The sequence below is a fragment of the Achromobacter sp. GW823-FHT04E03 genome, from assembly GCF_058796095.1.
Genome location: NZ_JBXAIJ010000001.1, coordinates 1,974,078 through 1,997,516 on the forward strand (window position 1 = coordinate 1,974,078; position 23,439 = coordinate 1,997,516).

Below are 23,439 nucleotides of genomic sequence, written 5' to 3' on the forward strand. Positions count from 1 at the left end.
ATCCGATACGGCGCAGGGGTTATGTCCCTGTGCCGAGGTCGTAGCCCTGAGGGTTGCCCTGCTGCCAGCGCCAGCCGTCCGCGCACATCGCATCCACGTCATGCGTGCTATGCCAGCCGAACAAGGAAGCCGCCAGCGTGGGATCGGTCCACATCTTTTCGACGTCGCCGGGACGCCTGGCCTGCGCCTGCACGGGAATGCGGCAGCCGTTGACCCGTTCGAACGCATGCACCAGCTCCAGCACGCTGGTGCCCTGCCCGGTACCCAGGTTGACCGCCACGAATCCGGGGTGGCGCTCCGAATAGGCCAGCGCCTGCACATGCCCCTGCGCCAGGTCCATCACGTGCAGATAGTCGCGCACGCCGGTGCCGTCGGCCGTCTCGTAGTCGTCGCCGAACACCCGCAGGAAAGGCTGGCGACCTACCGCCACCTGGGTGATGTACGGGAACAGGTTGTTCGGAATGTCGCGCGGACTTTCCCCGATCTGGCCGCTCGGATGCGCGCCGATGGGATTGAAGTAGCGCAACGTCACCGCGCTGAACGCGGGATCGGCCGTGCAGACATCGCGCAGCGCTTCCTCCACCATCAGCTTGGTGCGGCCGTAGGGGTTGGTTGGCGCCAGCGGATGCGCCTCGGTCAGCGGCAGGTAGCGGGGCTCGCCGTAGACTGTGGCCGAAGAACTGAACACCATGCGCGTCACGCCCGCCTCGCGCATGGCGCGCAGTAGCGTCACCGAGCCGCCGACGTTGTTGTCGTAGTACTTGAGCGGATCGGCAACCGACTCGCCCACCGCTTTGCTGCCGGCCAGATGCAGCACCGCCTGCACCGGCGCGCCGCGCGCTGCCGTCTCGGCCAGCACCGATTCGACCAGTCCAGGGCTGCGGATGTCCCCTTCCACCAGAGGAATCTCCACGCCGCAGAGGCGCTCGACGCGGCGCACGGCCTCGCGGCTGCCGTTGCTGAAGTTATCCAGCACCAGCGGCCGCTGGCCCGCCGCCAACATCGCGACCAGCGTGTGCGTGCCGATGTAGCCGGCGCCGCCCGTCACCAACACATGCAGATCCGGCATGGTCTCCCTCACAGATGCGCCGCCACGCCCGGCACCCAGGCATGGCGCGGCCGCGGCGCCTGCGCATGGCTGCGGTAGCGGTCGATCCAGTACGAGGTGGACGCGTCGTGGCCCCAGTCCACCACGCCGGCCGACACCGGCACCGCCAGCTCGCGCTCGATGCCGGTGGCCAGGCGCTTGCCCAGTTCCACGCCCCACTGGTCGAAGGGATTGATGCCCCAGACCACGCTCTGCACGAACACCTTGTGCTCGTACAACGCCAGCAGCGCGCCCAGGCCGCGAGGATCCAGCTGGCGCAACACGATCAGGGTCGAAGGGCGCCCGCCCGGATGGACCATGTGCTGCGCCAGGCTCAGCGCACGCTCCTGGTCGTCGATGTGCGCCACGTCCATCAGCGCCTGCTCCAGGCATTTGCCGCGCAGCAACGCCTGGCGCTGCGCCAGGCAGTTGGCCAGCAGCATGCGGTGCGCATCGGGACTATCCGCATGGCCTTGCAGACTGGCGATGAAGTCCACCGGCGCGCCCTCTTCGCTTTGATGCAGCCACTGGAAGAAGGTGTGCTGGCCATCGGTGCCCGGCATGCCCCAGATAATGGGAGCCGTCGGCACGCCGACCGCCGCGCCGTCGCCCGCGACCCGTTTGCCCAGCGATTCCATTTCCAGCTGCTGCAGATAGGTGACCAGGTGCAGCAGCCGCGCGCTGTAGGCCGCGATGTTCAGCGAGTTGTGGCCCAGCACGCTGCAGTTGACCAGGCCCGCCAGCGCCAGCTGGATCGGCGCATTCGAGGCGAACGGCGCTTGCTGGAAATGCTGGTCCATGGCCTCGGCGCCCGCCCGCATGCCGATCAGCACGTCGGCGCCGACCGTCAGCGCGATCGACAGGCCGGCGACCGACCAGACCGAATAGCGCCCGCCCACCCAGTCGCACATCTTGAAGATCTGGCTGGACGGCACGCCCAGCGCGCGCGCCGCCGACACGTTGGCGGTGACCGCGGCCAGATGTTCCGACACGTCGGCCACGCCGCCCTGCTTAAGCCAGGCGATGGCCGCGCGCGCGTTGTGCAGCGTCTCGGCGGTGGTAAAGGACTTGGAAGACACCACCACCAGGCAGCGGCGCGGGTCCAGCCCGGCCACCGCATCATGGAACGCGTGTCCGTCGATGTTGGACACGAAGCGGATCTGACGGCGCTGCTGCGCCCCGCCAAACGCCTGGACCGCCAGGCGCGGTCCCCAATCGCTGCCGCCGATGCCGATATGCAGCACCGTGTTGAAATCGGCCGTCTGGTCCACCCGCCGCACGAAGTCCGTCATGCGCGAATGCTCGCAGACGGAGTCAGCGTCCTGGCCGTCAGGCTGTTCCCGCGTGCGCCCGGCGCGCAGCGCCGTATGCCATGCCGGTTTGCCTTCGGTCCAGTTGACCGGCTCGCCCGCGAACAATGCCTGGCGCGCATCCGCCACGCCGCGCGCCTGCAGCAGCGACATGGCCGCCGCTTCCAGCGCCGGCGACTGCCGTTGCATGCTCAGGTCCACGCAAAGACCCGCCGCCTCGATGACCTTCAGCGCCGCGCCGTCCAATTCCGCGCCGTGCGCGGCCTGCGCGAACGCCTGCCACTCCGGGCTGTCCGCCAGGCCCGAATTCGCCCTTAGCGCCTCAATCGCATACTTGGCCTTTCCCATCGCGTGATGCTCCTTAAAACGGTAAACGAACATGAGGGGCAATGCGTCGGAACGCGTTGCGGAAATCCTCCTCGATACGGGCCAATGCGGCCACGGTGTCCCCTTCAAAACGCAATACCACCGTCGGCGTGGTGTTGGACGGACGCGCCAGGCCGAAGCCGTCGGCGTAATCCACCCTGATGCCGTCCAGGTCGTTGATGGACTGCGCGCCGGGAAACTGTCCCTGCGCACGCAGCGCTTCCACCAGGTCGAACTGCTCGCCTTCGGCGGTTTCCAGCTTGATTTCGGGCGTAGCGCAGGACTGCGGCAGGCTTTCCAGCAGGGCCGAGGGATCCGGCGCGCCGGACAGGATCTCCAGCAGCCGGGCGGCGGCGTAGATGCCGTCGTCAAAGCCGTACCAGCGCTCCTTGAAAAAGATGTGGCCGCTCATCTCGCCGGCCAGCAGCGCGCCGGTCTCGCGCATCTTGGCCTTGATCAGCGAGTGCCCCGTCTTCCACATGGTGGCCTTGCCGCCCGCCTCGGTGATGGCGCGCGCCACGTGGCGGCTGCACTTGACGTCATAGAGGATCTCGGCGCCCGGATTGCGCGACAGCACGTCGCGCGCGAACAGGATCAGCTGGCGATCGGGCCAGATGATCTGCCCCGTCTTGGTCACCACGCCGAGCCGGTCGCCGTCGCCGTCGAACGCCAGGCCGACCTCGCAGTCGGAATAGCGCAGGCAATAGATCAGGTCCTGCAGGTTCTGCGGATCGGCTGGATCCGGGTGATGGCCCGGGAACGAGCCGTCGACCTCGCAGAACAACTCGACCACTTCGCAGCCCAGGGCGCGGAACAGCGCCGGCGCCGCGGCGCCCGCCACGCCGTTGCCGCAATCGATGGCGATCTTCATCGGACGCGCCATGCGGATATCGCCCATCAGGCGCGCCGTGTAGCACGGCATGATCTGCATCTGCGTGCGTCCGCCCGAGGCGCTGGCCGACTCGATTGGCAGGCGCATCGCATCGCGCAGCGCGGTGATGCCTTCGCCATACAGCGAGGCGCCGTCCAGCACGATCTTGAAGCCGTTGTGCGCGGGCGGGTTGTGGCTACCCGTGACCGCGATGCCAGCGCCCGTGTCCATCAGGCGCGTCGCGAAGTACACCATCGGCGTGGTCGCCATGCCGATGTCGATGACGTGCATGCCCGCCGAGCGCAGGCCCGCCTGCAAGGCGGCCGCCAGCTCGACGCTGCTCAGCCTGCCGTCCCTCCCCACCACGATGGACCGCGCTCCCTGTTCGCGGGCCTGGGTTCCCGCCGCCATCCCCAGGCTGTGCGCGAACCTCGCATCGATTTCTTCCGGCACCGTGCCGCGTATGTCATAAGCCTTGAAAACCGCATCCAGAATTTGCGGCGTGTCCCAGCCAAAAGTTCCGTGCATGCCAGTTTCTCCGGGTGGCGTTATTTAGGGCCGTTCTGTTTGAAATCGCCGTAATACGCCGCACGGGAGTAGCGGTAACTGCCGTACTTGGACCGGAAGCCGAAGCGTTCCGGCAGGAGCTTGAGGCCGTTGAAGAGCACGCCGTCCACCGGCGCGCCCGCCTGGATCAGGCGCTTGGCCGTCTCGCGGATCTCGCCCACGGTGTTCATGCCCGAACGCACCACCACCATCACCGCCGCCGCATGCGTGCCGACCACGGCCGCGTCCGGAGACGACAGCACGGGCGCCGTGTCCAGGATCACCATGTCGTACTGCGAGGCCAGTTCGCGCAGGGTTTCGCCGAACACCGGCGAGGCCAGCAACTCGGACGGGTCGAAGGTGACCGCGCCGGTGGCGATGAAGTCCACGCCCTCGGACACGCTGTGCTTGCGGACCTGGGTCAGCGGTATCGTGCCCGACAGCACTTCGAACAGGCCGTCTTCCTTGGGCACGCCAAAGTAGCGGTTGAGCTGGCCCTTGCGGAAGTCAGCGTCGATCAGCAGCACGCGCTTGCCCACGCCGCCCTGGATGAAGGCGAAGTTGGCCGACAGGAAGGACTTCCCCACGCCTGCCACGGGCCCGGTGAACATGACCATGTTGTTGGCCGACTGGCGCAGCGACGCCTGCAGCACGTTGCGGAACGACCTCAGGCTTTCGATGGGCGGCGCGTTGCCCTGGCTCTGCGCCAGCAGCGCAGGCACGCTGGCGTTCTTGCGCCGGCTGCGCCGCCACAGCTTGTCCTGCATGTCGCTATAGGGAATGGCGGCCAACACCGGCAGGCCGGTATGGCGTTCGACGTCGTCGGGTTCCGACAGTCCGCCGAACAGCGCATTGCGCACGAACGCGCACAGCATGCCGAAGATCAGGCCGAAGGCGGTCGCCACGCCGATGATGATGGCGGCCTTGGGACGCACCGGCTTGTCCGGCTGCACCGCCGAGTCCAGGATGCGCACGTTGCCCACCTTGCCGGCGCGGATCAGGCGCAGCTGCTGGGCGTTGTTGAGCAATGCCGTGTAGAGCTCGGTGTTGACGCGCACGTCGCGCACCAGGCGCACCACGTCCTGCTCCAGGTCAGGCAACTGGCGGATGTTGTTGCCGATGCGGTTGACGTCCCCGGTCAGCCCGGCGATCTGGCGGTCCAGCGCCACGATGCTGGGGTGGGTTGGCGCGAAGCGGGTGATCATCTCCTGGCGCTTGGAGCGCAGTTCCATCACCTTGGTCTGCGCATCCACCGATTGCGCAAGGATCAGCTTGGCTTCTTCGCTCAGGTCGATGGTGCCGCGCTTGTTGCGCAGGGAGTTGTACTTGGTCTCGGCCGCGTCCAGCTCGCCCTTGAGCACCGGCAGCTGCTGTTCAAGGAATACCAGCGACTTCTCGGCCTGCGCCGACTTGCGGTTCACGTTCTGCTGCACGTACTCCTGGCCGATCTGGTTGAGCACGGCAGTCGTCAGCGCGGGATCATTGCCTTCCAGCGTGACGCCGATCACCCCCGACGTGCGGCCGCGCTCGAAGATCCCCAGACGCGCCTGCACATCCTCGATGGCTGCAAGGCGCGAGCTGCGCGACACCGTGAACTCGGTTCCGGGGCGTCCCGTCAGCGCGTCGATATGCACGTCCATCGCGCCGCCGCCAGGCAGCCGGAAATGCTCGGGCTTGCCCACGGTGCCGTTGAAGGTCGCGCCCGTGAACTTGTCGCTCAGCGTGTAGCGCCCTTCGCCCAGCGTGGTCACGCGAAAGGGCTTGCCCAGCCATTCGTTGGGCACGTCCAGCTGCGAGATCGCGATGGCTTCGCCGCCCCATGCATAACCGCCGCGCGGCAGGCTCGACGGATACGGCAGGCTTTCGTAGCGCTGCGCCAGCCATTCGCCGATCACGGGGAAATAGCGCGGCTTGGCCTGGATGTACAGCAGGAACTTGTCGACTGCGGGTCCAACCACCATGCGCGAACGCAGCACTTCCATTTCGCCCGAGGTCTCCGCCTTGGTATCGAACATGGAGGACACATCGCCGAGCAGGCTGCGGCTCTGCCCCTGCGGCATTTCCTCTTCCACCTGCACGATGATGTCGGCCGAGTACACCTTGGGCGTGATCATCACATAGGTAAGCGCCCCCAGTAATGCAAGCAGAGTGATCGCGATGATCATCCACCGGTTGGAGAAGATGGCGTCCACATGGGACGACAACGGAGTTTCCTGCTGGCGAGCCGGCACGGACGGCTCGAACGATTCGATGGGCAACGACATGCAGCTCTCCAAGAGAAGACGCCGCCGCGGTCGCGGCGTCCCCAGGCGTGGTTTAAGGCGGACTAATCTATGGCTTTCACGGTCTGTACGGTCTGGGCGCTCGGGAACAGATTGCTGATGAAGCGGTTCCACCGCACCAGGGCCGCCGTATCCACGAACACCACGTCTTTGGGTTGCAACTCGAACTTCTCCGCCACCGCAAGAGTCTGCGGCGATCCGGCGTTCAGGTGGAACACCAGCGGCGTCGCTTGCTCAGTGCTGCGCACAACGAATATTTGAGACGGATTCGAGGTCAGCTGGTTCGGTCCTCCGGCCAAGCCCAGCGCCTCGGTCAACGACATGCGTCCGTCACGCATCACTGCCGCGGTGGGCAAGGTCACCTCGCCCATCACGAACACCTTGCTGTCATCGCGCGGCGTGACCCTGACGATGTCGCCGGACTTCAGCAGCACCTGGTTCAGGTCTTGGCCACGCTCGATCAGCGCAGGCACGTTCACGCGAGTACGGCGTCCGTCACGGATCACGTAGACTGCGCTGCGATCGCCCGTGGGCAGAATGCCTCCGGCCCTGTTGATCGCTTCCAACAGGGTCATCGGGATATCGTTGATCGCGATTGCGCCCGGCGTCTTCACTTCGCCATCGACGTAAACACGCTTGCTGCGATATCCCAGAACGCGTACGGTGATCTGCGGATCCTGGATGTACTTGCTCGAACTATTCACTATGAGATTGCGCGCCTGAAGTTCCGTCAACCCGGCCACTTTCAGCAATCCCGCATAGGGAAATTGGATATATCCAGTGGATGAAACCGTATAGCCCGGAATGCCCGAGGCGGTGTCTCCAATGGCTAGTTCCGTTACCCCAGTCCCGATGGCGTAGGTTTGCGTCGGAAGGACGAGTTCAGGGTGATCCCACACTACGATCGAGAGGATGTCTCCGGGCCCGATCAGGTACGGCCCGGACTTGCCGTAGAGCTTGTCGACGCCTTCGTTGTCGAGCAATGCCTGGCGCGCGCGCTGGTCTTCAAGCACCAGCGACGGCGTGATTTCCTTGATTACAGCCTTGGAGTTCGGATCCAGCGGATCCGCAAGTTGATTGGCGTCAAAGGTCATACCGGGAGACAAGGCGCAAGCGCCCAGCGAGGACACGAGCGCGATAGCTGCTATGCCTCGGCTCAACGTTCCGAAAAATGTCGTCATGGCAAATCCACTTGTGAATGACTTCGTTGCTTGGAGTGAGCCCGATGCGTAACGGGTTGCGACATTCCACTCTCTTTTCCTAGCCCCGCACATTCGACGGATGTCCTAAGCCTTCTCCTACATCGTTTGGAGGTTTCGGGTGCCTTGCGCACTCAATAAGATTTTGTCGGTAGCCACAAGCTTTGCGGCGGTGCACTGTCTTTGCCTTTCGCACGGCGGCTCCCCACGAACAGGAGTGCGCGATGGACCCGTCCCAAACGGACACGTCGTCTAGATTCAGCGGAGCAAGCTATCTCTATCGCTTGCTCGATGCCGCGATCGTGATCGCCTGCGGCCTGACTGCCACCGGCTTGAAATTCTCGGACGATGCCTTGGCGGATCCTCCGCAGATCCATCTGTTCCTTGTGTATCTGTGCGGCCTGGGCGTGGTCGCCATATTCCCGGCCTTCCGCCTCTATGTATCCTGGCGCGGCCGCCTGCTGACCGACCTGGTCGTGCGCAGCCTGGCGGCCTGGGCGCTGGTGTTCGCGTTGGGCATCTGCATCAGTTTTCTCATGCACCAGACCGCGGCGATATCGCGCATATGGGCGGCTACGTGGTTCGGCATGTCGGCGCTGACGCTGGCCGGCTTACGCATTGCGGTCTACGCGATCCTGGGCGCGGCGCGCGACCGCGGGCTGGACCGCAAGCGCGTACTGCTGGTGGGCTTTGGCGCGCTGGGCCATGACCTGTGGCGCCGCGTCGAGCAATACCGCGGCGCGGGCTACGAAGTGGCGGGCATCTATGCCGAGCCCCATGAGAACCTGCCGCCGCAAGTCCGCCGCCTGCATGACCTGGACGAGCTGCATGGCTTCGTGCATGAGCACAACGTCCGCGAGATCTGGATCGTGCTGCCGATGGAAGCGGGCCAGGAACTGCGCGAAGTCCTCTATCACCTGCGCAACGACCTGGTGGATATCCGCTGGATTCCCGATGTCATGTCGATCCAGCTGCTGGGGCACCGCATCGGCGAATTCCTGGGTCTGCCGGCCATACAGCTCAACAGCCTGCCGGCCGCCGGCGTGCGAGGCTGGGCCAAGGAACTCTTCGACCGCGGCTTCGCCTTCTGCGCGCTGGTCGGGCTGTCGCCCGTGATGCTGACGGTGGCGATCCTGGTGAAGGCGACTTCGCGCGGCCCGGTGTTCTTCACCCAGCCTCGGCTGGGCGTGGACGGCAAGGTCTTCCATGTCTACAAGTTCCGCACCATGACAGTGCATCAGGAGCATGGCGTGGTCACCCAGGCCACGCGCAACGATGCCCGCGTCACGCGCATCGGCGGCTTCCTCAGGCGTACCAGCCTGGACGAACTGCCGCAGTTCCTGAATGTGCTGATGGGCGACATGTCGGTGGTGGGTCCGCGTCCGCACGCGCTGGAACACAACGAAATGTACAAGGACCTGGTGCAGCGCTACATGATGCGCCACCGCGTCAAGCCGGGCATCACGGGCTGGGCGCAGGTCAACGGCCTGCGCGGGCAGACGGACACGCTGCGCAAGATGAGCGACCGGGTCGAGTACGACATCTACTACATCCAGCACTGGACGTTCAGGATGGACCTGCAGATCATCGCCCGCACGGCGTTGTCGGGATGGACGGGCCGCAATGTCTACTAAACCCTTGGGATGGCCCGAGCAACGCAAGGCCGCGGCCCGCGACGGCTTGCTGGCGCAGGCGGAGTTCCGCCAGGCGGTAGAGATGTTGCCGCTGGTTTCCATCGACCTGCTGCTGCGCGATGCCGCGGGCCGCTACCTGACTGGCCTGCGGGCCAATCCCCCGGCCCAGGGCGCCTGGTTCGTGCCGGGCGGACGGATCCGCAAGAACGAGACCCTGCACGCCGCGCTGCGCCGCATCGCCCGCGACGAACTGGGCATCCCGGTCAGCGAGCTGGCCTGGACCCCGCGCGGCGTGTACGAACACTTCTATGGCACCAATTTTGCGGGTGAAGCCGGACGCTCCACCCACTACGTCGTCCTCGCCTATGAGGCCGAGCTTTCTTTGGACATTTCCAGCCTGCCCCAGGCCCAGCACCGCAGCTACCGCTGGCTGCCCGCGAAGGCCCTCGCCGCCGATCCCGGCGTGCACCCCTACACCCAGGCCTACTTCAAGGAGTGAGCGCCATGACCAATCCCCCTCCCCCGTACCGGGCAGTCATACTCTGCGGCGGTTCAGGCTCGCGCCTGTGGCCGCTGTCGCGCGAGCTGCTGCCCAAGCAGTTCATCCGTTTGACCGATGACCGCAGCCTGCTGCAGAACACCCTGCTGCGGCTGGGTTCGGCGGATGCGCAGGCCCGGCCCACCCTGGTCTGCAACGACGCGCACCGCTATATCGCGGCGGAGCAGGCGCTGGAGCTGGGCATCAAGGACGTGGAAGTGATCCTGGAGCCTTTCGCGCGCAACACGGCGCCGGCAATCGCCGCGGCCACCCTGCGCGCCATGCGCGACGGCGAGGACCCGGTCATGCTGATCATGCCGTCGGACCACGTGCTGGAAGACGGCGAGGTACTGCGCGCCGCCTTCGCCGAAGCCTACAAGGCCGCCTTGCAAGGCGCCCTGGTGACCTTCGGCATCACGCCCACCGCGCCGCTCAGCGGCTACGGCTACATCCAGGCGGACGAGCCCGGCGTCATGGCCCCCGCCCGCCGCGTGCGCCGCTTCGTTGAAAAGCCCTCGCCCGAGGTGGCGCAGCGCTTCATCGACGATGGCGGCTATTACTGGAACAGCGGCATGTTCGCCTTCCAGGCCTCGGTATTCCTGTCGGAAATGGCGCGCCTGGCGCCCAAGATGCTGGAACAGGTGCAGGCGGCGGTGGCCATCGGACATGGCGAGAATTCGCTTTTCCACCTGGACGGCCCGTCCTTCGAGGCCTGCCCCAGCGATTCCATGGACTACGCCATCATGGAGCGCACCGACAGCGCCGTGGTCATCCCGCTAGCCGCCTCGTGGAGCGATGTGGGCGCCTGGGACGCGGTCTGGGGTATCGCCCAGAAGACGGTGGAAGGCAACTCCACCACCGGCGACGTCATGGTGGAGGATTCGCGCAACTGCCTGATCCACTCCACCAGCCGGCTGGTGGCCTCGGTGGGCCTGGACGACATCGTCGTGATCGAAACCGCTGACGCCGTGCTGGTGGCGCACAAATCGCGCTCGCAGGACGTCAAGCGGCTGGTCGAGATCTTCAAGACGCAGCACCGCTCGGAACTGAACCATCACCGCGAAGTGCAGCGGCCCTGGGGATCCTACGACTCGGTCGGCCAGGGTCCGCGCTACCAGGTCAAGCGCATCACGGTGAAGCCCGGCGCGCGCCTCTCCTCGCAGATGCACCATCACCGGGCCGAGCATTGGATCGTGGTTTCCGGCACGGCGCGCATCTACAACGGCGACAAGCAATACCTGCTGACCGAGAACCAGTCGACCTACATCCCGCTGGGCGAGATCCACAGCCTGGAGAACCCGGGAAAGATCCCGCTGGAAATCATCGAGGTGCAATCGGGCGCCTACCTGGGTGAAGACGACATCGTCAGATTCCAGGACATGTATGGCCGGGTTTGAAAAAGAGGTGCCCCCGCCCTTCTTCAGACCGGGCATGGCCCGGATCTGCCTGCCGCTTGCCGGGCTGTTCTTCGCCGTACTGGTAACGATAGGCAACCTGCCGGGCCTGGCCGCCGAGATGTCGGACGCCTTTGGGGACAAGCGTCTGCATCTTGCGGCTTACGCCTTCCTGACCACGTTGATCTATTTCTCGGTCAACCGGCGCCCGGCGCTGACGGCCTTGGTGGCGATTGCCATGCTGGGTGCGCTGGATGAAGCAATCCAGTCCCTTTTTCCCTATCGACAGGCTGAATTATTAGACCTTTTGGCCGATATCTCAGCGGCTGGTGCAACAGTAATCTCATTGCACATTGGTACCGCAGCCTTCGGCTCCTTTCGTGCAGTCACTAAGTCTTAAGGATACAACCATGCCAAAACGGGCACTGATTACCGGCGTTACTGGCCAAGACGGGGCCTATCTGGCGGAGTTTCTGCTGGCCAAGGGCTATGAGGTCCACGGCATCAAGCGGCGTGCTTCGCTGTTCAATACCGCCCGGATCGACCATCTGTACCAGGATCCGCATGACCAGCCCCGCAATTTCGTGCTGCATCACGGCGACATGACCGACTCTTGCAGCCTGATCCGCATCGTGCAGTCGGTGCAGCCCGACGAGATCTACAACCTGGCCGCCCAAAGCCATGTCGGCGTCTCGTTCGAGGAACCCGAATACACGGCCAACGCCGACGGCCTGGGCACCCTGCGTCTCCTGGAAGCCATCCGCATCCTGAAACTGGAGAACAAGGCCCGCTTCTACCAGGCCTCCACCTCCGAGCTGTATGGCCTGGTGCAAGAGACGCCGCAAAAGGAAACCACGCCGTTCTATCCGCGCAGCCCGTATGCGGCGGCCAAGCTGTACGCCTACTGGATCAGCGTGAATTACCGCGAAGCCTATGGCATGTATGCCTGCAACGGCATCCTGTTCAACCACGAATCGCCCAAGCGCGGCGAGACCTTCGTCACGCGCAAGATCACCCGCGGCCTGGCCCGCATCGTGCTCGGCCTGCAGGAATGCCTGTACCTGGGCAACCTGTCCGCCCTGCGCGACTGGGGCCACGCCCGCGACTACGTCGAAATGCAATGGCTGATGCTGCAGCAGGACACGCCCGAGGACTACGTCATCGCGACCGGCATGCAATACAGCGTGCGCGAGTTCATCAATACCGCCGCGCGCGAGCTGGGCATCCTGCTGGCGTGGGAGGGCGAAGGACTGGAAGAGACCGCCACCGTGCTGTTCTCGCCGGTCCATGACGTCAAGCCCGGCCAGGTCATCGTCCGGGTGGATCCGCGCTACTTCCGCCCGACGGAAGTGGAGACCCTGCTGGGCGATCCGACCAAGGCGCGCGAAAAGCTGGGGTGGTCGCCCCGCACCTCCTTCGCGCAACTGGTCAAGGAAATGGTCGAGAGCGATCTGCGCGACGCCCGGCGCGATGCGCTGGTCGAGCAGAACGGCTACGAAATCTACGCCTACAAGGAGTAGCACGACATGACGAACCTGGAGCAACGCGTCTTCGTCGCCGGCCACCGCGGCATGGTGGGCGCCGCGATCACCCGCGAGCTGCAACGCCGCGGGTACCGCAACGTGCTGACCCGCGGCCGGGAAGAGCTGGATCTGGAAAACCAGAATCAGGTCAACCGCTTCTTCTCGACCACGCCGGTCGACGTGGTGTACCTGGCCGCGGCCAAGGTGGGCGGGATCCTCGCCAACCAGACGCATCCGGTGGAGTTCCTGTACAAGAACCTGATGATCCAGTGCAACGTGATCCGCGCCGCGTATGCGGCCGGCGTGCGCAAGCTGCTGTTTCTGGGTTCGTCATGCATCTATCCGCGCGAAGCTCCTCAGCCGATCCGCGAGGACGCCTTGCTGACGGGGCCGCTGGAGGCGACCAACGAGCCCTACGCCATCGCCAAGATCGCGGGCCTGAAGCTGTGCGAGGCCTATCAGCGCGAATTCGGCGCGCGCTTCATCTGCGCCATGCCGACCAATCTGTATGGCCAGCATGACAACTACGACCTGCAAAGCAGCCACGTGCTGCCCGCGCTGATCCGCAAATTCCACGAAGGGCGGGAATCTGGCCAGGAAAGCGTGAGCATCTGGGGCACCGGCGCGCCGCTGCGGGAGTTCCTGTACGTGGACGACCTGGCGCAGGCCTGCGTCATGCTGATGGAGCATCCGCAGGCGGAAGGCATCTACAACATCGGCGCCGGGCAGGACATCTCGATCGCCGACCTGGCCAGGCTGGTGGCCCGCGTGGTCGGCTACGAGGGCAACATCGTCTACGACAGCAGCAAGCCCGACGGCACGCCGCGCAAGCTGATGGACTCGGCCCGCATGCAGGCGCTGGGCTGGAAACCGGAGATCTCACTGACGCATGGCATCACGCTGGCCTACGGGCACTTCCTGCGTGAACGCACCCAGCATGCGCTGCCCGTGGCCTGACGGCCTCGCCAGAACCCCTATGCCCACAGGCCCCAGCCATGTTCGGATTCCTGAGGAAACACATCGCCGGCAATGCCTCCTTCTGGGGGCTGGTGGAGTATGGCATCGGCCCCGTCGCGGCGCTGGTGGCCTTGCCCATCCTGTTCCGGCAGCTGGGAACGGTGGGCTTCGGCCAGTACTCGATGATCATCGCCCTGGCCGGCTTCGGCAATGCCGCCAACCTGGGCGCGGCGGTGACGGCGACCAAGCTGGTTTCCGAGCGCATGCACGAACCGGGCGGCGCCTATCGCGCAGCCGGCGTAAGCATGTCGCTGATCGGCTGCGCGCTGGGGGTCGTGACCCTGGCCGCAGTGCTGCTGTGGGGAGTGGTGGGCCTGGGCTGGCCGGCGGCCACCTTCGGCGGCGTGGCGGTGACGATGCTTGCCATGCCCGCGCTGGCCATCTACCTGACGCAGCAATATGACCAACTGTTTTCCGGATGCCTGAAAGGGCGTGAAGACTTCCGCGCCACGGCGCTGTGCGAGGTCTTCAGCCGCACCGGCACGATGGGGCTGGCTTGCGCCACGGCCTGGCTGACGGCCTCCCCCACCTGGACCGGCCTGGCGCAGGCGCTGGGACTCCTGATCGCGGGCAGCGTGAAGATGCGCGTATTCGCGCGCACCTATGGACGCGTCCTGGTGCGCCCGGTGCGCGACCGCGCCGCCATGATGGACGCCTTCCGTTTCTCCCGCTGGTCCTGGCTGAACAGCCTGAGCGCCCTGGCCTTCGGTTCGGTGGACAGGGTGCTGGTCGGCAGTCTCATGGGCCCGGCAGCGCTGGCCATCTACACGGTCGGCGTGCAGGTCGGCCAGATCATCCATACCGCGTCGGTCGCGATCTTCCAGAAGGCCATGCCGCGCGTCACCCGCCTGTCGGTTTCGCCGCCCTATCCGGGCGCCGTCGAACGCGAGATCCGCCGCATGATGCTGTGGAACCTGGCTCTGTCGGCCAGCGCCACGCTGGCGGTGCTGGCGGTCAGTCATCCGCTTCTGAACCTGCTGCTGGGGGACAACGTCGCCAGCGGCCATCTGGGCACCTTCCAGTTGCTGATCGTGGCCTCCGGGCTGCTGTCCTTGAACGCCGCTGCGCACTTTTCCCTGCTGGGCCTGGGCAATTCACGCGCCGTCGCCATCCTGAACGGCCTGGGCGGCCTGGCGATGCTGTGCGTCATGGCGGGACTGGTACACGCGGCGGGGGAACACGCCGCGGCATGGGGCCGCATGGCCTACGCGGCGATCACGCTGGCCGGCGTGGCCCTCGCCATCCGTCAATCCCGCCCAGAATTTCCGGGCGCCTTGCCTGCGGCCACCCGTTAACTCATATGCTGAGGTCCTACATGCGCAAGCGTCATAACGAGTATTCACGTCAGCTCATCGACTTCGTCCGCGAGTTGCGGCCGCCGGCGCCGATTGCCGGCAGCCTGTTGCCGAAAGTGACCATCGTTACCCCCTCGTTCAACCAGGCCCGCTTCCTGGAGCGCACCATCCTGTCCGTGCTGAACCAGGGCTATCCGCGGCTGGAGTACATCATCATCGACGGCGGCTCCACCGACGGCAGCGTGGACATCATCCGCAAGTATGAGCGCTACCTGACGTACTGGGAGAGCACGCCCGACCGCGGCCAGTCGCATGCCATCAACAAGGGCTTCGAACGCGCCACCGGCGACTATGTGGGCTGGCAAAACTCCGACGACCTGTACTTCCCCGGCGCCTTGCGCAAGCTGGGCGCGGCCGCCTCCAAGGGACGCGCGCCCATCGTCAGCGGCAACCTGTTCGTGGCGGACGCCGACAACAAGATCTTCCGCAAGATCCATTACACGCCGGTCAACCGCGGCACGCTGACGGTGGTGAAGGCGTCCATCCCGAACCAGTCCGCGATCTTCCGCCGCGACCTGCTGCAGAAGTACGGGCTCCTGCAGGAGAGCATGCGCTACTGCATGGACCTGGAGCTGTGGAGCCGGCTGCTGCGCGAAGGCAAGAACCTGATCGTCCCGGACGCAATGGGCGTGTACACCGCCCATGACGAAACCAAGACGGCGCTGATGCAGGACGTGCTGCTCGAAGAGCGCGAGCAGATCGTCTCGCGCATCCGCCGCACGGAGCCGGGCCTGGGAAAGCTGTTCGAACTGTCGTGCCGGGCGTCCAAGGTGGCCGCCCACGCACGGCAGGGCGACCTGTCCTATCTGTTCGAAAAGCTGACCACCAGGATTTTCGGACGAGACGACTGGGCTTCGCACTAGCGCCTGTCCATACCGGGAAGAGCCACAATGACCACGCACCGCCGCTTATCGACCCTGCATCTGCTGGGCATGTTCGCCTTCACGGCGCTGGCCCTGAACGACGATCACTTCGTCCTGGGCGTCGGCAGCTTCAAGCTGTCGCCCTTCGATTTCCTGTTCGTCGCCATGCTGGTGGTCAAGATGCTGCGGCTCGCGGATCCCGCGGCCTATGCGCTGCCCCGCGGCATGCTGGGCATGCTGCTGGGTATCCAGTGCGTGTCGGTGATCTATCTGCTTCTGGTGTCGCTGCATCATCCCGGCATCGAGACCGGCGATGTCGCGCGGGACCTGCGCATCGTGTTCTATTTTCTGTGCACGCCCTTTCTTTGCTACAAGGACATCGACAGCCCGGCCGCCTACGCGGTGCTGCAGAAATACATCGTGGCGGCCTGCCTGGCCGTGGCCACGCTGATGTTGGCCGAACAGCTGCAAGGCTTCAGCGTGGCGAATCCGCTGCGCAACGTGCGGCTGGGCGTATGGGCCATTCCGTTCGGCGTGGTGTCTCTGCTGTACTTCCGGCGCACGCTCAACGTTTCCGGACCCAAGGCTTACGCGCTGACGGTCTATATGCTGCTGGCCCTGGTGTTCTCGCTGAACCGCAGCCAATACCTGCAGCTGGCGATCTCGGTCTTCATCGCCGTGCTGTTGGGCGCGGGTCCCGAGATCCGGCGCCGCGCCGTGCTGGTCTTTGCGCCGGCGGCAGTCGCCGGGGTGCTGGTCTTCGCCGCGATCGGCTACCTGGACGTGCTCACCAATCGCATCTTCAGCGTCGAGCGCCTGGACGAGGACTCCAGCTACGGCGCGCGCGTCCAGGAAATGCAGGGGCAAATGGACTTCTTCGCGGAGAGTCCGGTGTTCGGCAAGGGCGCGGGCTTTCGCAGCTGGGTCATGGGCGAGAACGGCTTCGAGCTGAGCACCTTCGCCCACAACTCCTGGGCCTTCTACCTGATGAAATTCGGGGTGGTCGGCACCATCATGATCATGCTTCCGCCCGTGCTCATTCTGCTGCTCACGCTGTTGCGACGATATGCGCATCCGGGCCTGGAGCTGCACCGGCGATACCTGCTTGCCACCGCGCCGATCTATATCTTCATCGACTCGCTTTCCGGCGGCCTGGCCTATGCGCCCAAGACCGCCTTCACCGGGTTCCTGCTGTGCTATTGCCTGTCGCTCATGCGCAATGCCCAGATCATGCCCGTGCCAGAACAAAGAACGACATCCGCCCCCAGCCACCGCCCGGACGTTGCGCGCCGGACGCCAACTAGAGTGATCCCACATGCCTGATGTCTTGTTTGTCGCGCCAGACCTGCACGGCGGCGTAGGAAGATGTGTCGCCTTCATCGTGGATGCCTTGCCGGAACAAGGGGTGGATTCCGCCTTGTTCCTGCTGCGTTCGCGCATCCGCGAGTATCCCGTATCCAATCCGAAGGTGACCCGGGCGCTCCCTGTCAACGAATCCCCGACCGCGCTGCGGCTGATGCTGCCCGTGGCCTTTTTCAAGCTGCTCATGCAGATCCGGCGCGACCAGCCCGCCATCGTCTGCTCGCACGGCCTCTTGTGCAACATGCTGGTCGTGGCGGCCAAGAAGCTGCTGCGCGGCAAGTTCGCCACCGTCGCCTTCGAACACAGCAGCCCGGCCATCCACTACGGAGCCTCGCGCATGCGGCGCCTGAAATGCTGGCTGGTCAGCCAGACCTACCGGCGCCACGATGCGGTGGTGGGCGTGTCGCGCGGCGTCAAGGAAGACCTGGTCAGCATGTTTCCGCCGCTGCGCGGCAAGGTCCACACCATCTACAACGGCGTGCCGCTGGAAAATGTGCGCGCACAGGGCGGCCGCGGCGGCGACGACCCCGCGCAGCCCGCCCCCTACCATGTGGTGGCCGTGGGCCGGCTCGAAGCAGTGAAGGATTACGCGACGCTGATCGACGCGGCCGCATTGCTGGATGACCCCGGCATCCGCTTCACCATCCTGGGCGAAGGATCCGAGCATGCCGCCCTGCAAAAACGCATCGATGAGCGCGGCTCGCGCAGCCCGGTCACCCTGGCGGGCCATATCGACAACCCGTTCCCGGTGATTGCGGGCGCCGGCGCATTCGCCCTGACCTCCCTGCGCGAGAGCTTCGGCAATGTGCTGGTGGAAGCGCTGTGCCTGGGCGTGCCGGTCATTTCCACCGACTGTCCCCATGGCCCGGCTGAAATCCTGGATTCCGGCCGCTACGGCCTGCTGGTTCCGGTGGGCGACGCCGCAGCCCTGGCCGAGGCGGTGCGCCGCCTGGCCTATGACGCGGAGATGCGTGAACGGTTTGCCGAGCAAGGCCCGGAACGCGCCGACGCCTTTTCGCTGGAACGGCACTGCCGCAACGTCATCGCCCTCTTCCGCCCGCTGATGCAGCGCGGCACGCCCTGAACAGGACAGCATCATGCAGAAGATACCGGTATCGGTCGTCGTCATGACGAAGAACGAGGAACGCAACATCAACAAGTGCCTGAAGGCGCTGGTCGAATTCGACGAAGTATTCGTGGTGGACTCCAACAGCACCGACGCGACCTGCGCGATGGCGACGGCGCTGGGCGCCAAGGTCTCGAACTTCCAGTGGAACGGCAAGTATCCCAAGAAGAAGCAGTGGTGCCTGGAACAGCTGCCGTTTTCGCACCCCGTGGTGCTGTACGTGGACGCGGACGAAGAGATGACGCCCGGCCTGGCCGCGGAAATACGCGAAGCCCTGCCGCGCTTCGCGGCGGGCGCGGGCGGCGCCTTCGTGCCGTTCGATTACGTCTTCTGCGGCAAGAAGCTGGAACACGGCCACCGCGTGTACAAGCTGGCCCTGTTGGCGCGCGACCGCTCGCGCTTCCTGGACTACGACGATCTCGACGTGGCGCATATGTGGGAGGTCGAAGGCCATTACCAGCCGCAGGTCGAAGGCGAAACCTTCGCCCTGCGCCAGCGCATGGTGCACAACGACCATGATTCGCTGTTCCACTACTTCGACAAGCACAACCGCTATTCCGATTGGGAAGCGAACCTGCGCACCAAGGGCCTGATGAACGATCCGCGCGAGGCCAACGTGGGCGCGCGCGCCCTGCTCAAGCGCATCTTCCAGGCCATGCCGTTCAAGGCGCCCATCTCGTTCCTGCATTCCTACGTGTTCCGCCTGGGCTTCCTGGACGGCAAGGCGGGCTACGACTACGCGGTGGCGCGCGCCATGTACTACTGGCAGATCCGCATCAAGACCGAAGAGATCCAGAAGGCGCGGCAGGCCAGCGCCGCCGCGGCGCGTGACGACGCCGTGGCGGGAGCCGCCAAATGAGCGCCCTGCAACAGCTCGACCGTTTTGCGCTGGCGCCCGGCCAGCGCGGCCGCTCCGCCCTGACGGTGCAGCTCTGGTGGACGGTGCAGGCGACGCTGTTCCGCTGGTCGCCGCAAGTTGCCTATGGCTTTCGCCGCTGGCTGCTGCGGTGCTTTGGCGCACGGGTCGGCCGCAAGGTGCTGATCCGGCCCACCGCCACCGTGACCTATCCATGGAAGGTCGAAATCGGCGACTACGCCTGGATTGGGGACGACGCGGTCATCTACAGCCTGGGTCCCATCCACATCGGCGCCCACGCCGTGGTGTCGCAGCGCAGCTACCTCTGCGCTGCAGACCACGATGCGGCGCAACCCGACTTTCCCTTGCGCGAACGCGCCGTGCGCATCGAGGACGGCGCGTGGGTGGCGACCGACGTGTTCATCGGCCCCGGCGTGACCGTCGGGCGTGAAGCCGTGATCGGCGCACGCAGCTCGGTGTTCCGCAACATGCCGCCCGCCATGGTGTGCCACGGCAACCCATGCCGTCCGATCCGCCCGCGCCAGGCTGGCCCGGCATGAAGATCCTCATCTACGGCATCAACTACGCGCCCGAACTCACCGGCATCGGCAAATACAGCGCCGAACTGGCCGAATGGCTGGCCGCGCGCGGCCACGAAGTCAGCGTGGTGACGGCCCCGCCCTACTATCCGCAGTGGCAGGTGCACGAAGGCTATCGCGCCAGCCGTTACCGCAAGGAAACCCTGCGCGGCGTCACCGTACGCCGCGCGCCGCTCTGGGTTCCCGGACGGCCGGGCGGCCTCAAGCGCCTGATCCACCTGGCCAGCTTCGCCCTGTCCAGCCTGCCCTCGCTGTTGCGCGCGGCCGCCGGGCGGCCGGACATCATCCTGGTGGTGGAGCCCGCGCTCTTCTGCGCGCCCGCCGCCTGGCTGGCGGCGCGGCTTTGCGGCGCCCGCGCCTGGCTGCACATCCAGGACTATGAAGTGGACGCCGCGTTCGAGCTGGGGCTGCTCAAGGGCGCCGGCCTGCGCGCCATGGTGCTCAGGGCCGAACGCTGGCTGATGCGCCGCTTCGACCGCGTGTCGACCATATCCAGCCGCATGCTGGACCTGGCGCGGGCCAAGGGCGTGGACCCGGGCCGCGCGGTGCTGCTGCCCAACTGGATCGATGTCGATGCGATTGCGCCGCGCGCCGGCGGCGGCAACTACCGCGCCGAACTGGGCATTCCGCACGACGCGATCGTTGCGCTTTATTCAGGCAACATGGGCGGCAAGCAGGGCCTGCAGACCCTGGCCGACGTGGCCCGCAGGCTCAGCCGCGAGACGCGCCTGTGGTTCGTCTTCTGCGGCCAGGGTCCTGAACGCGCGCCGCTGCAGCAGCAATGCGAGGGCCTGGCCCGCGTCGTCTTCCTGGACCTGCAGCCTGCCGAACGCCTGGGCGAATTGCTCAATACCGCCGACATCCATCTGCTGCCCCAACGCGCCGGCGCCGCCGACCTGGTGATGCCGTCCAAGCTGACTGGCATGCTGGCCAGCGGCCGGCCCGTGGTGTGCGGTGCCTCGCCCGGCACCGAGCTGGCCGGCGTGGTCGCGCGCTGCGGCCTGCTGACGCCGCCGGAAGACGGAGCGGCCATGGCCGAGGCGGTGCGCAAGCTCAGCTACAACGCGCAGATCCGCGAAACCCTGGGCGCCGCGGCGCGCCAGTATGCGCAGACGCATCTGCATGTGGACAGCGTACTGGCTGCCGCGGAACAGGAATTCGAAGCGCTGATAGCGGCCAAGGGCAAACATGCGGCCCGCGGCGCGGGCGTTTGAACGTCCGTACGGCGCCGCACAAGCCTGCCGCATCTGCTGCGCGCAGGCCGTCAACGTTGCGATGAGTTCAATTTTCTCTTGGCGGTTGGCGACGGGTTACGCGCACTCGAGACCGATGCTCTTGCATCAAGTCTCTCGCGCTTGACCCATCCTACGCGTCTGGGTCGTGCTTGGCGGGCGCTGCGCCGTTGCCGCTTCTGACCAGTCCCATCTGCACCGCGATGTAGGCTGCCTCGGCCTGGTTACGCGCGTTCAGCTTCCAGTACAGCGTGCGCGCGTGGCTCTTCACGGTGGCCACCGAGATGCCGACCTGCTGGCCGATCTCCCGCATGGTCTTGCCCTGCACCAGCAATTGCAGGATCTCTTCCTGCCGTTGGGTCAGCTCCCTCAGCTCCTGGGTTGGCGGATGCGAGGCGCCCTGAGGTCGGGCCGCGGGCTGCGGATAGCATTCGCCGCCCGCCATGACGAGGCTGACCGCCGCCGCCAGCGCATCGGGGCTGGAGGCCTTGGGCATGTAGCCCGCGACGCCTGCCCGCGCACACGCCGCCATGACGCCCGGGTCCAGCACCGAATAAAGCACCAGCACCAGCCGCGGCATGAAGAACGCCATCGATTGGGACAGGAGTCCGACGTCCTGCTCGGCCAGACCGCTGCAACCCATCACCAGCAACTCCACTGGGCGGTTGATCGAACTGGACATGGTGAGCAATTGGGCTGGCGAGATGGCCAGAATGTCGTCGGTGTTCCGCGCACGCTCCAGCACATGCTGGATCGCGACACGGAGCAGAGCGTAGTCTTCGATCAGTACGGTTGTCATCCCGGGGGGAACCTTGTGACGCATGGCCCATACACGGTTCCCATGACGCTGGCGCATCATTGCTGCAACGGCAGGCTGCTGGCGTCACCGACCTCACGGGAATCTCGTCCGCGGCACGGAATCGCGATGGCGAGGCGGAGTTGTTCGCCTTCTCGATCCAGTCTTGCGGACACAACCCATGCTATCAGCGGCTACGTTCGCTGAATCTCGTTCAGGAGGATGATTGGTGGAGGAATGCAGCAGCACTGCGACCGCGGATACTGCTGTGTATGAATTAGCCATGATGGCTATGCGCGCTCCCGGCAGCAACGGAACGCCTTTGTTCCAGGCTGCCGGGCAGGCCGCGCAAACCAATCCCGGCTACCCGAGCTTGCGCCCATAAAGCTGCCCGGCATCCACATCCCTGCCGTTCGGTTCATGCCATTCCAAGGTCGCGCCACGCTGCAGCGCCGCGTATACGGCTTCGCCCTTGTTCTTCACATGCAAGCGCTGGTAAAGCGTGCACGCATGCGTTTTGGCCGTGGCCACCGAAATGTTCAACATCCTGCTGACCGTCTTGATCGGATAGCCGCGCGCCAGCAACACCAGCACTTCGTATTGCCGCGGCGTGATCTGCAGCAGCTGCGCGCCGGCGCTGACGGGCATGGAACCCTTGCTGGCAGCGGCATCGTCGGCATCCCTGGCCGGCAAGGCGCAGACCGTTTGCGCGGGAGCCTGCAATGCCTGTTCGCTGGGGAAGCATTGCCCTCCCGCCATGACCAGGCGGATGGCCGCTTCAAGGATTTCCACCGATGCCGTCTTCATGAGGCAACCGTAGACGCTTGCCCCGGGCAACCCTTGTACCGGCATGGGCAGGGGCATGACGTCCGTCAGCAGCAGGATCCGCTTGGGCGTGAGCACGCGCTGGATTTCATGCAGCGCGCTCCACGCTTCGTCGGTATCCACCGGCAATCCATAGATCAACAGGTCGGCGCCCGCGTGCACGCCGTCCGCCTTGGAGATGTCAGCCAAACCCATCCCCTCGATTTCCCACACATCATCCAACTTGCTCAGAATCTGCCACAACCCCAACCGCAGGAGCGGATGGGCTTCAATCAGGACCATCTTGGCCATGGTGTCCTCCCGGTTTTTCGACGGGCCTAGAAGGGATCTTCGCTGTGCTGAAGACTATTTTTTTTCCAACCCTGCGATGCGAGTCCGCAATATTCCGGAATATCTAATGAAGCTGAACCGGAGCATTTGGGCTGGGAGACTTTGGTAGCCAACATAACGGATGGCATGGACCCATCTTATGGTTCGAAATTGTCAAAATCAAGACGTTTCGGCTCGATATAATCCGACAAAAACAGAAATCATTCGTTAGCCTTAATCATCATCGTAAATCTGGACGAGACGCGCATCTCATCCATTCCGGCGCTAGGGTTTTCACCAGGAATTCCCCATGAGGAGCTTGCGCTTTCCCTATGGAAGATGCAGGTCG

The 23,439-nt window shown here is 65.3% G+C and carries 20 protein-coding genes; 13 read left to right on the forward strand and 7 right to left on the reverse strand.

Annotated elements, in window-relative coordinates:
* Positions 1 to 19: 19 nt before the first annotated feature.
* The 5 genes from galE to AC1RHV_RS09255 form a co-directional block, all read right to left on the reverse strand.
* Complete coding sequence (gene galE, locus AC1RHV_RS09235; protein WP_119450026.1) at positions 20 to 1,069, reverse strand: UDP-glucose 4-epimerase GalE; 1,050 nt, start codon at positions 1,067 to 1,069, stop codon at positions 20 to 22.
* A gap of 8 nt (positions 1,070 to 1,077) precedes the next feature.
* Positions 1,078 to 2,745 carry a glucose-6-phosphate isomerase gene (gene pgi / locus AC1RHV_RS09240; protein ID WP_054453056.1) on the reverse strand — a complete coding sequence of 556 codons (1,668 nt, stop codon included), beginning with the start codon at positions 2,743 to 2,745 and terminating at the stop codon, positions 1,078 to 1,080.
* A gap of 13 nt (positions 2,746 to 2,758) precedes the next feature.
* Positions 2,759 to 4,162 carry a phosphomannomutase/phosphoglucomutase gene (locus AC1RHV_RS09245; protein ID WP_054453058.1) on the reverse strand — a complete coding sequence of 468 codons (1,404 nt, stop codon included), beginning with the start codon at positions 4,160 to 4,162 and terminating at the stop codon, positions 2,759 to 2,761.
* Positions 4,163 to 4,182: 20 nt separating this feature from the next.
* Entirely contained in the window at positions 4,183 to 6,444 is a 2,262-nt protein-coding gene (locus AC1RHV_RS09250; protein WP_054453060.1) for a GNVR domain-containing protein, read from the reverse strand.
* A gap of 62 nt (positions 6,445 to 6,506) precedes the next feature.
* Entirely contained in the window at positions 6,507 to 7,643 is a 1,137-nt protein-coding gene (locus tag AC1RHV_RS09255; protein ID WP_313387935.1) for a polysaccharide biosynthesis/export family protein, read from the reverse strand.
* Positions 7,644 to 7,885: 242 nt separating this feature from the next.
* On the opposite strand from AC1RHV_RS09255, the gene AC1RHV_RS09260 reads away from it, so the two are divergent.
* The 13 genes from AC1RHV_RS09260 to AC1RHV_RS09320 are packed head-to-tail and all read left to right on the forward strand — an operon-like array spanning position 7,886 to position 21,142.
* Positions 7,886 to 9,295, forward strand: a complete 1,410-nt coding sequence (locus tag AC1RHV_RS09260; protein ID WP_125471884.1) for an undecaprenyl-phosphate glucose phosphotransferase — start codon at positions 7,886 to 7,888, stop codon at positions 9,293 to 9,295.
* A gap of 46 nt (positions 9,296 to 9,341) precedes the next feature.
* Positions 9,342 to 9,794: a GDP-mannose mannosyl hydrolase gene (locus AC1RHV_RS09265; RefSeq protein ID WP_054453683.1), complete on the forward strand. Its 453-nt coding sequence runs from the start codon at positions 9,342 to 9,344 to the stop codon at positions 9,792 to 9,794.
* 5 nt (positions 9,795 to 9,799) lie between these two features.
* Positions 9,800 to 11,230, forward strand: coding sequence for a mannose-1-phosphate guanylyltransferase/mannose-6-phosphate isomerase (locus tag AC1RHV_RS09270; protein ID WP_054453067.1), 1,431 nt, complete (start codon positions 9,800 to 9,802; stop codon positions 11,228 to 11,230).
* A 34-nt stretch (positions 11,231 to 11,264) separates the two neighbouring features.
* Positions 11,265 to 11,627: a VanZ family protein gene (locus AC1RHV_RS09275; protein WP_054453684.1), complete on the forward strand. Its 363-nt coding sequence runs from the start codon at positions 11,265 to 11,267 to the stop codon at positions 11,625 to 11,627.
* Positions 11,628 to 11,637: 10 nt separating this feature from the next.
* Complete coding sequence (gene gmd / locus AC1RHV_RS09280) at positions 11,638 to 12,747, forward strand: GDP-mannose 4,6-dehydratase (RefSeq protein WP_054453069.1); 1,110 nt, start codon at positions 11,638 to 11,640, stop codon at positions 12,745 to 12,747.
* 6 nt (positions 12,748 to 12,753) lie between these two features.
* On the forward strand, positions 12,754 to 13,707 hold the full coding sequence (locus AC1RHV_RS09285) for a GDP-L-fucose synthase family protein (protein ID WP_054453071.1): 954 nt from the start codon (positions 12,754 to 12,756) through the stop codon (positions 13,705 to 13,707).
* Between the two features lie 38 nt (positions 13,708 to 13,745).
* Positions 13,746 to 15,062: an oligosaccharide flippase family protein gene (locus AC1RHV_RS09290; RefSeq protein ID WP_119450029.1), complete on the forward strand. Its 1,317-nt coding sequence runs from the start codon at positions 13,746 to 13,748 to the stop codon at positions 15,060 to 15,062.
* Between the two features lie 20 nt (positions 15,063 to 15,082).
* Positions 15,083 to 15,985, forward strand: coding sequence for a glycosyltransferase family 2 protein (locus AC1RHV_RS09295; protein ID WP_054453076.1), 903 nt, complete (start codon positions 15,083 to 15,085; stop codon positions 15,983 to 15,985).
* A gap of 27 nt (positions 15,986 to 16,012) precedes the next feature.
* Positions 16,013 to 17,308, forward strand: coding sequence for an O-antigen ligase family protein (locus AC1RHV_RS09300; RefSeq protein WP_054453079.1), 1,296 nt, complete (start codon positions 16,013 to 16,015; stop codon positions 17,306 to 17,308).
* Entirely contained in the window at positions 17,301 to 18,431 is a 1,131-nt protein-coding gene (locus AC1RHV_RS09305; protein WP_175163884.1) for a glycosyltransferase, read from the forward strand. Before AC1RHV_RS09300 ends, AC1RHV_RS09305 begins: the two co-directional genes overlap by 8 nt.
* Before the next feature lie 13 nt (positions 18,432 to 18,444).
* Positions 18,445 to 19,332: a glycosyltransferase family 2 protein gene (locus AC1RHV_RS09310; protein ID WP_054453084.1), complete on the forward strand. Its 888-nt coding sequence runs from the start codon at positions 18,445 to 18,447 to the stop codon at positions 19,330 to 19,332.
* On the forward strand, positions 19,329 to 19,889 hold the full coding sequence (locus AC1RHV_RS09315; protein WP_054453087.1) for a putative colanic acid biosynthesis acetyltransferase: 561 nt from the start codon (positions 19,329 to 19,331) through the stop codon (positions 19,887 to 19,889). The genes AC1RHV_RS09310 and AC1RHV_RS09315 overlap by 4 nt, the downstream gene beginning before the upstream one ends.
* The gene (locus AC1RHV_RS09320; protein WP_054453686.1) at positions 19,886 to 21,142 is read left to right on the forward strand and encodes a glycosyltransferase WbuB; all 1,257 of its coding nucleotides are present in this window, start codon (positions 19,886 to 19,888) and stop codon (positions 21,140 to 21,142) included. Before AC1RHV_RS09315 ends, AC1RHV_RS09320 begins: the two co-directional genes overlap by 4 nt.
* A gap of 151 nt (positions 21,143 to 21,293) precedes the next feature.
* Here the strand turns inward: AC1RHV_RS09320 and AC1RHV_RS09325 are convergent, their stop codons facing one another.
* Both AC1RHV_RS09325 and AC1RHV_RS09330 read right to left on the reverse strand, forming a co-directional pair.
* Positions 21,294 to 21,959 carry a response regulator transcription factor gene (locus tag AC1RHV_RS09325; protein ID WP_054453089.1) on the reverse strand — a complete coding sequence of 222 codons (666 nt, stop codon included), beginning with the start codon at positions 21,957 to 21,959 and terminating at the stop codon, positions 21,294 to 21,296.
* Between the two features lie 360 nt (positions 21,960 to 22,319).
* Complete coding sequence (locus AC1RHV_RS09330) at positions 22,320 to 23,072, reverse strand: response regulator transcription factor (protein WP_054453091.1); 753 nt, start codon at positions 23,070 to 23,072, stop codon at positions 22,320 to 22,322.
* Between the last annotated feature and the right edge of the window lie 367 nt (positions 23,073 to 23,439).

Bases quoted from the DNA above. Each gene is read 5' to 3' on its own strand.
- AC1RHV_RS09250 (WP_054453060.1), bottom strand. From the start codon at position 6,444: ATGTCGTTGCCCATCGAATCGTTCGAGCCGTCCGTGCCGGCTCGCCAG.
- AC1RHV_RS09290 (WP_119450029.1), top strand. From the start codon at position 13,746: ATGTTCGGATTCCTGAGGAAACACATCGCCGGCAATGCCTCCTTCTGG.
- AC1RHV_RS09270 (WP_054453067.1), top strand. From the start codon at position 9,800: ATGACCAATCCCCCTCCCCCGTACCGGGCAGTCATACTCTGCGGCGGT.
- AC1RHV_RS09255 (WP_313387935.1), bottom strand. From the start codon at position 7,643: ATGACGACATTTTTCGGAACGTTGAGCCGAGGCATAGCAGCTATCGCG.
- pgi (WP_054453056.1), bottom strand. From the start codon at position 2,745: ATGGGAAAGGCCAAGTATGCGATTGAGGCGCTAAGGGCGAATTCGGGC.
- AC1RHV_RS09260 (WP_125471884.1), top strand. From the start codon at position 7,886: ATGGACCCGTCCCAAACGGACACGTCGTCTAGATTCAGCGGAGCAAGC.
- AC1RHV_RS09245 (WP_054453058.1), bottom strand. From the start codon at position 4,162: ATGCACGGAACTTTTGGCTGGGACACGCCGCAAATTCTGGATGCGGTT.
- gmd (WP_054453069.1), top strand. From the start codon at position 11,638: ATGCCAAAACGGGCACTGATTACCGGCGTTACTGGCCAAGACGGGGCC.
- galE (WP_119450026.1), bottom strand. From the start codon at position 1,069: ATGCCGGATCTGCATGTGTTGGTGACGGGCGGCGCCGGCTACATCGGC.
- AC1RHV_RS09275 (WP_054453684.1), top strand. From the start codon at position 11,265: ATGGCCCGGATCTGCCTGCCGCTTGCCGGGCTGTTCTTCGCCGTACTG.
- AC1RHV_RS09330 (WP_054453091.1), bottom strand. From the start codon at position 23,072: ATGGCCAAGATGGTCCTGATTGAAGCCCATCCGCTCCTGCGGTTGGGG.
- AC1RHV_RS09325 (WP_054453089.1), bottom strand. From the start codon at position 21,959: ATGACAACCGTACTGATCGAAGACTACGCTCTGCTCCGTGTCGCGATC.
- AC1RHV_RS09285 (WP_054453071.1), top strand. From the start codon at position 12,754: ATGACGAACCTGGAGCAACGCGTCTTCGTCGCCGGCCACCGCGGCATG.
- AC1RHV_RS09305 (WP_175163884.1), top strand. From the start codon at position 17,301: ATGCCTGATGTCTTGTTTGTCGCGCCAGACCTGCACGGCGGCGTAGGA.
- AC1RHV_RS09300 (WP_054453079.1), top strand. From the start codon at position 16,013: ATGACCACGCACCGCCGCTTATCGACCCTGCATCTGCTGGGCATGTTC.
- AC1RHV_RS09310 (WP_054453084.1), top strand. From the start codon at position 18,445: ATGCAGAAGATACCGGTATCGGTCGTCGTCATGACGAAGAACGAGGAA.
- AC1RHV_RS09320 (WP_054453686.1), top strand. From the start codon at position 19,886: ATGAAGATCCTCATCTACGGCATCAACTACGCGCCCGAACTCACCGGC.
- AC1RHV_RS09315 (WP_054453087.1), top strand. From the start codon at position 19,329: ATGAGCGCCCTGCAACAGCTCGACCGTTTTGCGCTGGCGCCCGGCCAG.
- AC1RHV_RS09295 (WP_054453076.1), top strand. From the start codon at position 15,083: ATGCGCAAGCGTCATAACGAGTATTCACGTCAGCTCATCGACTTCGTC.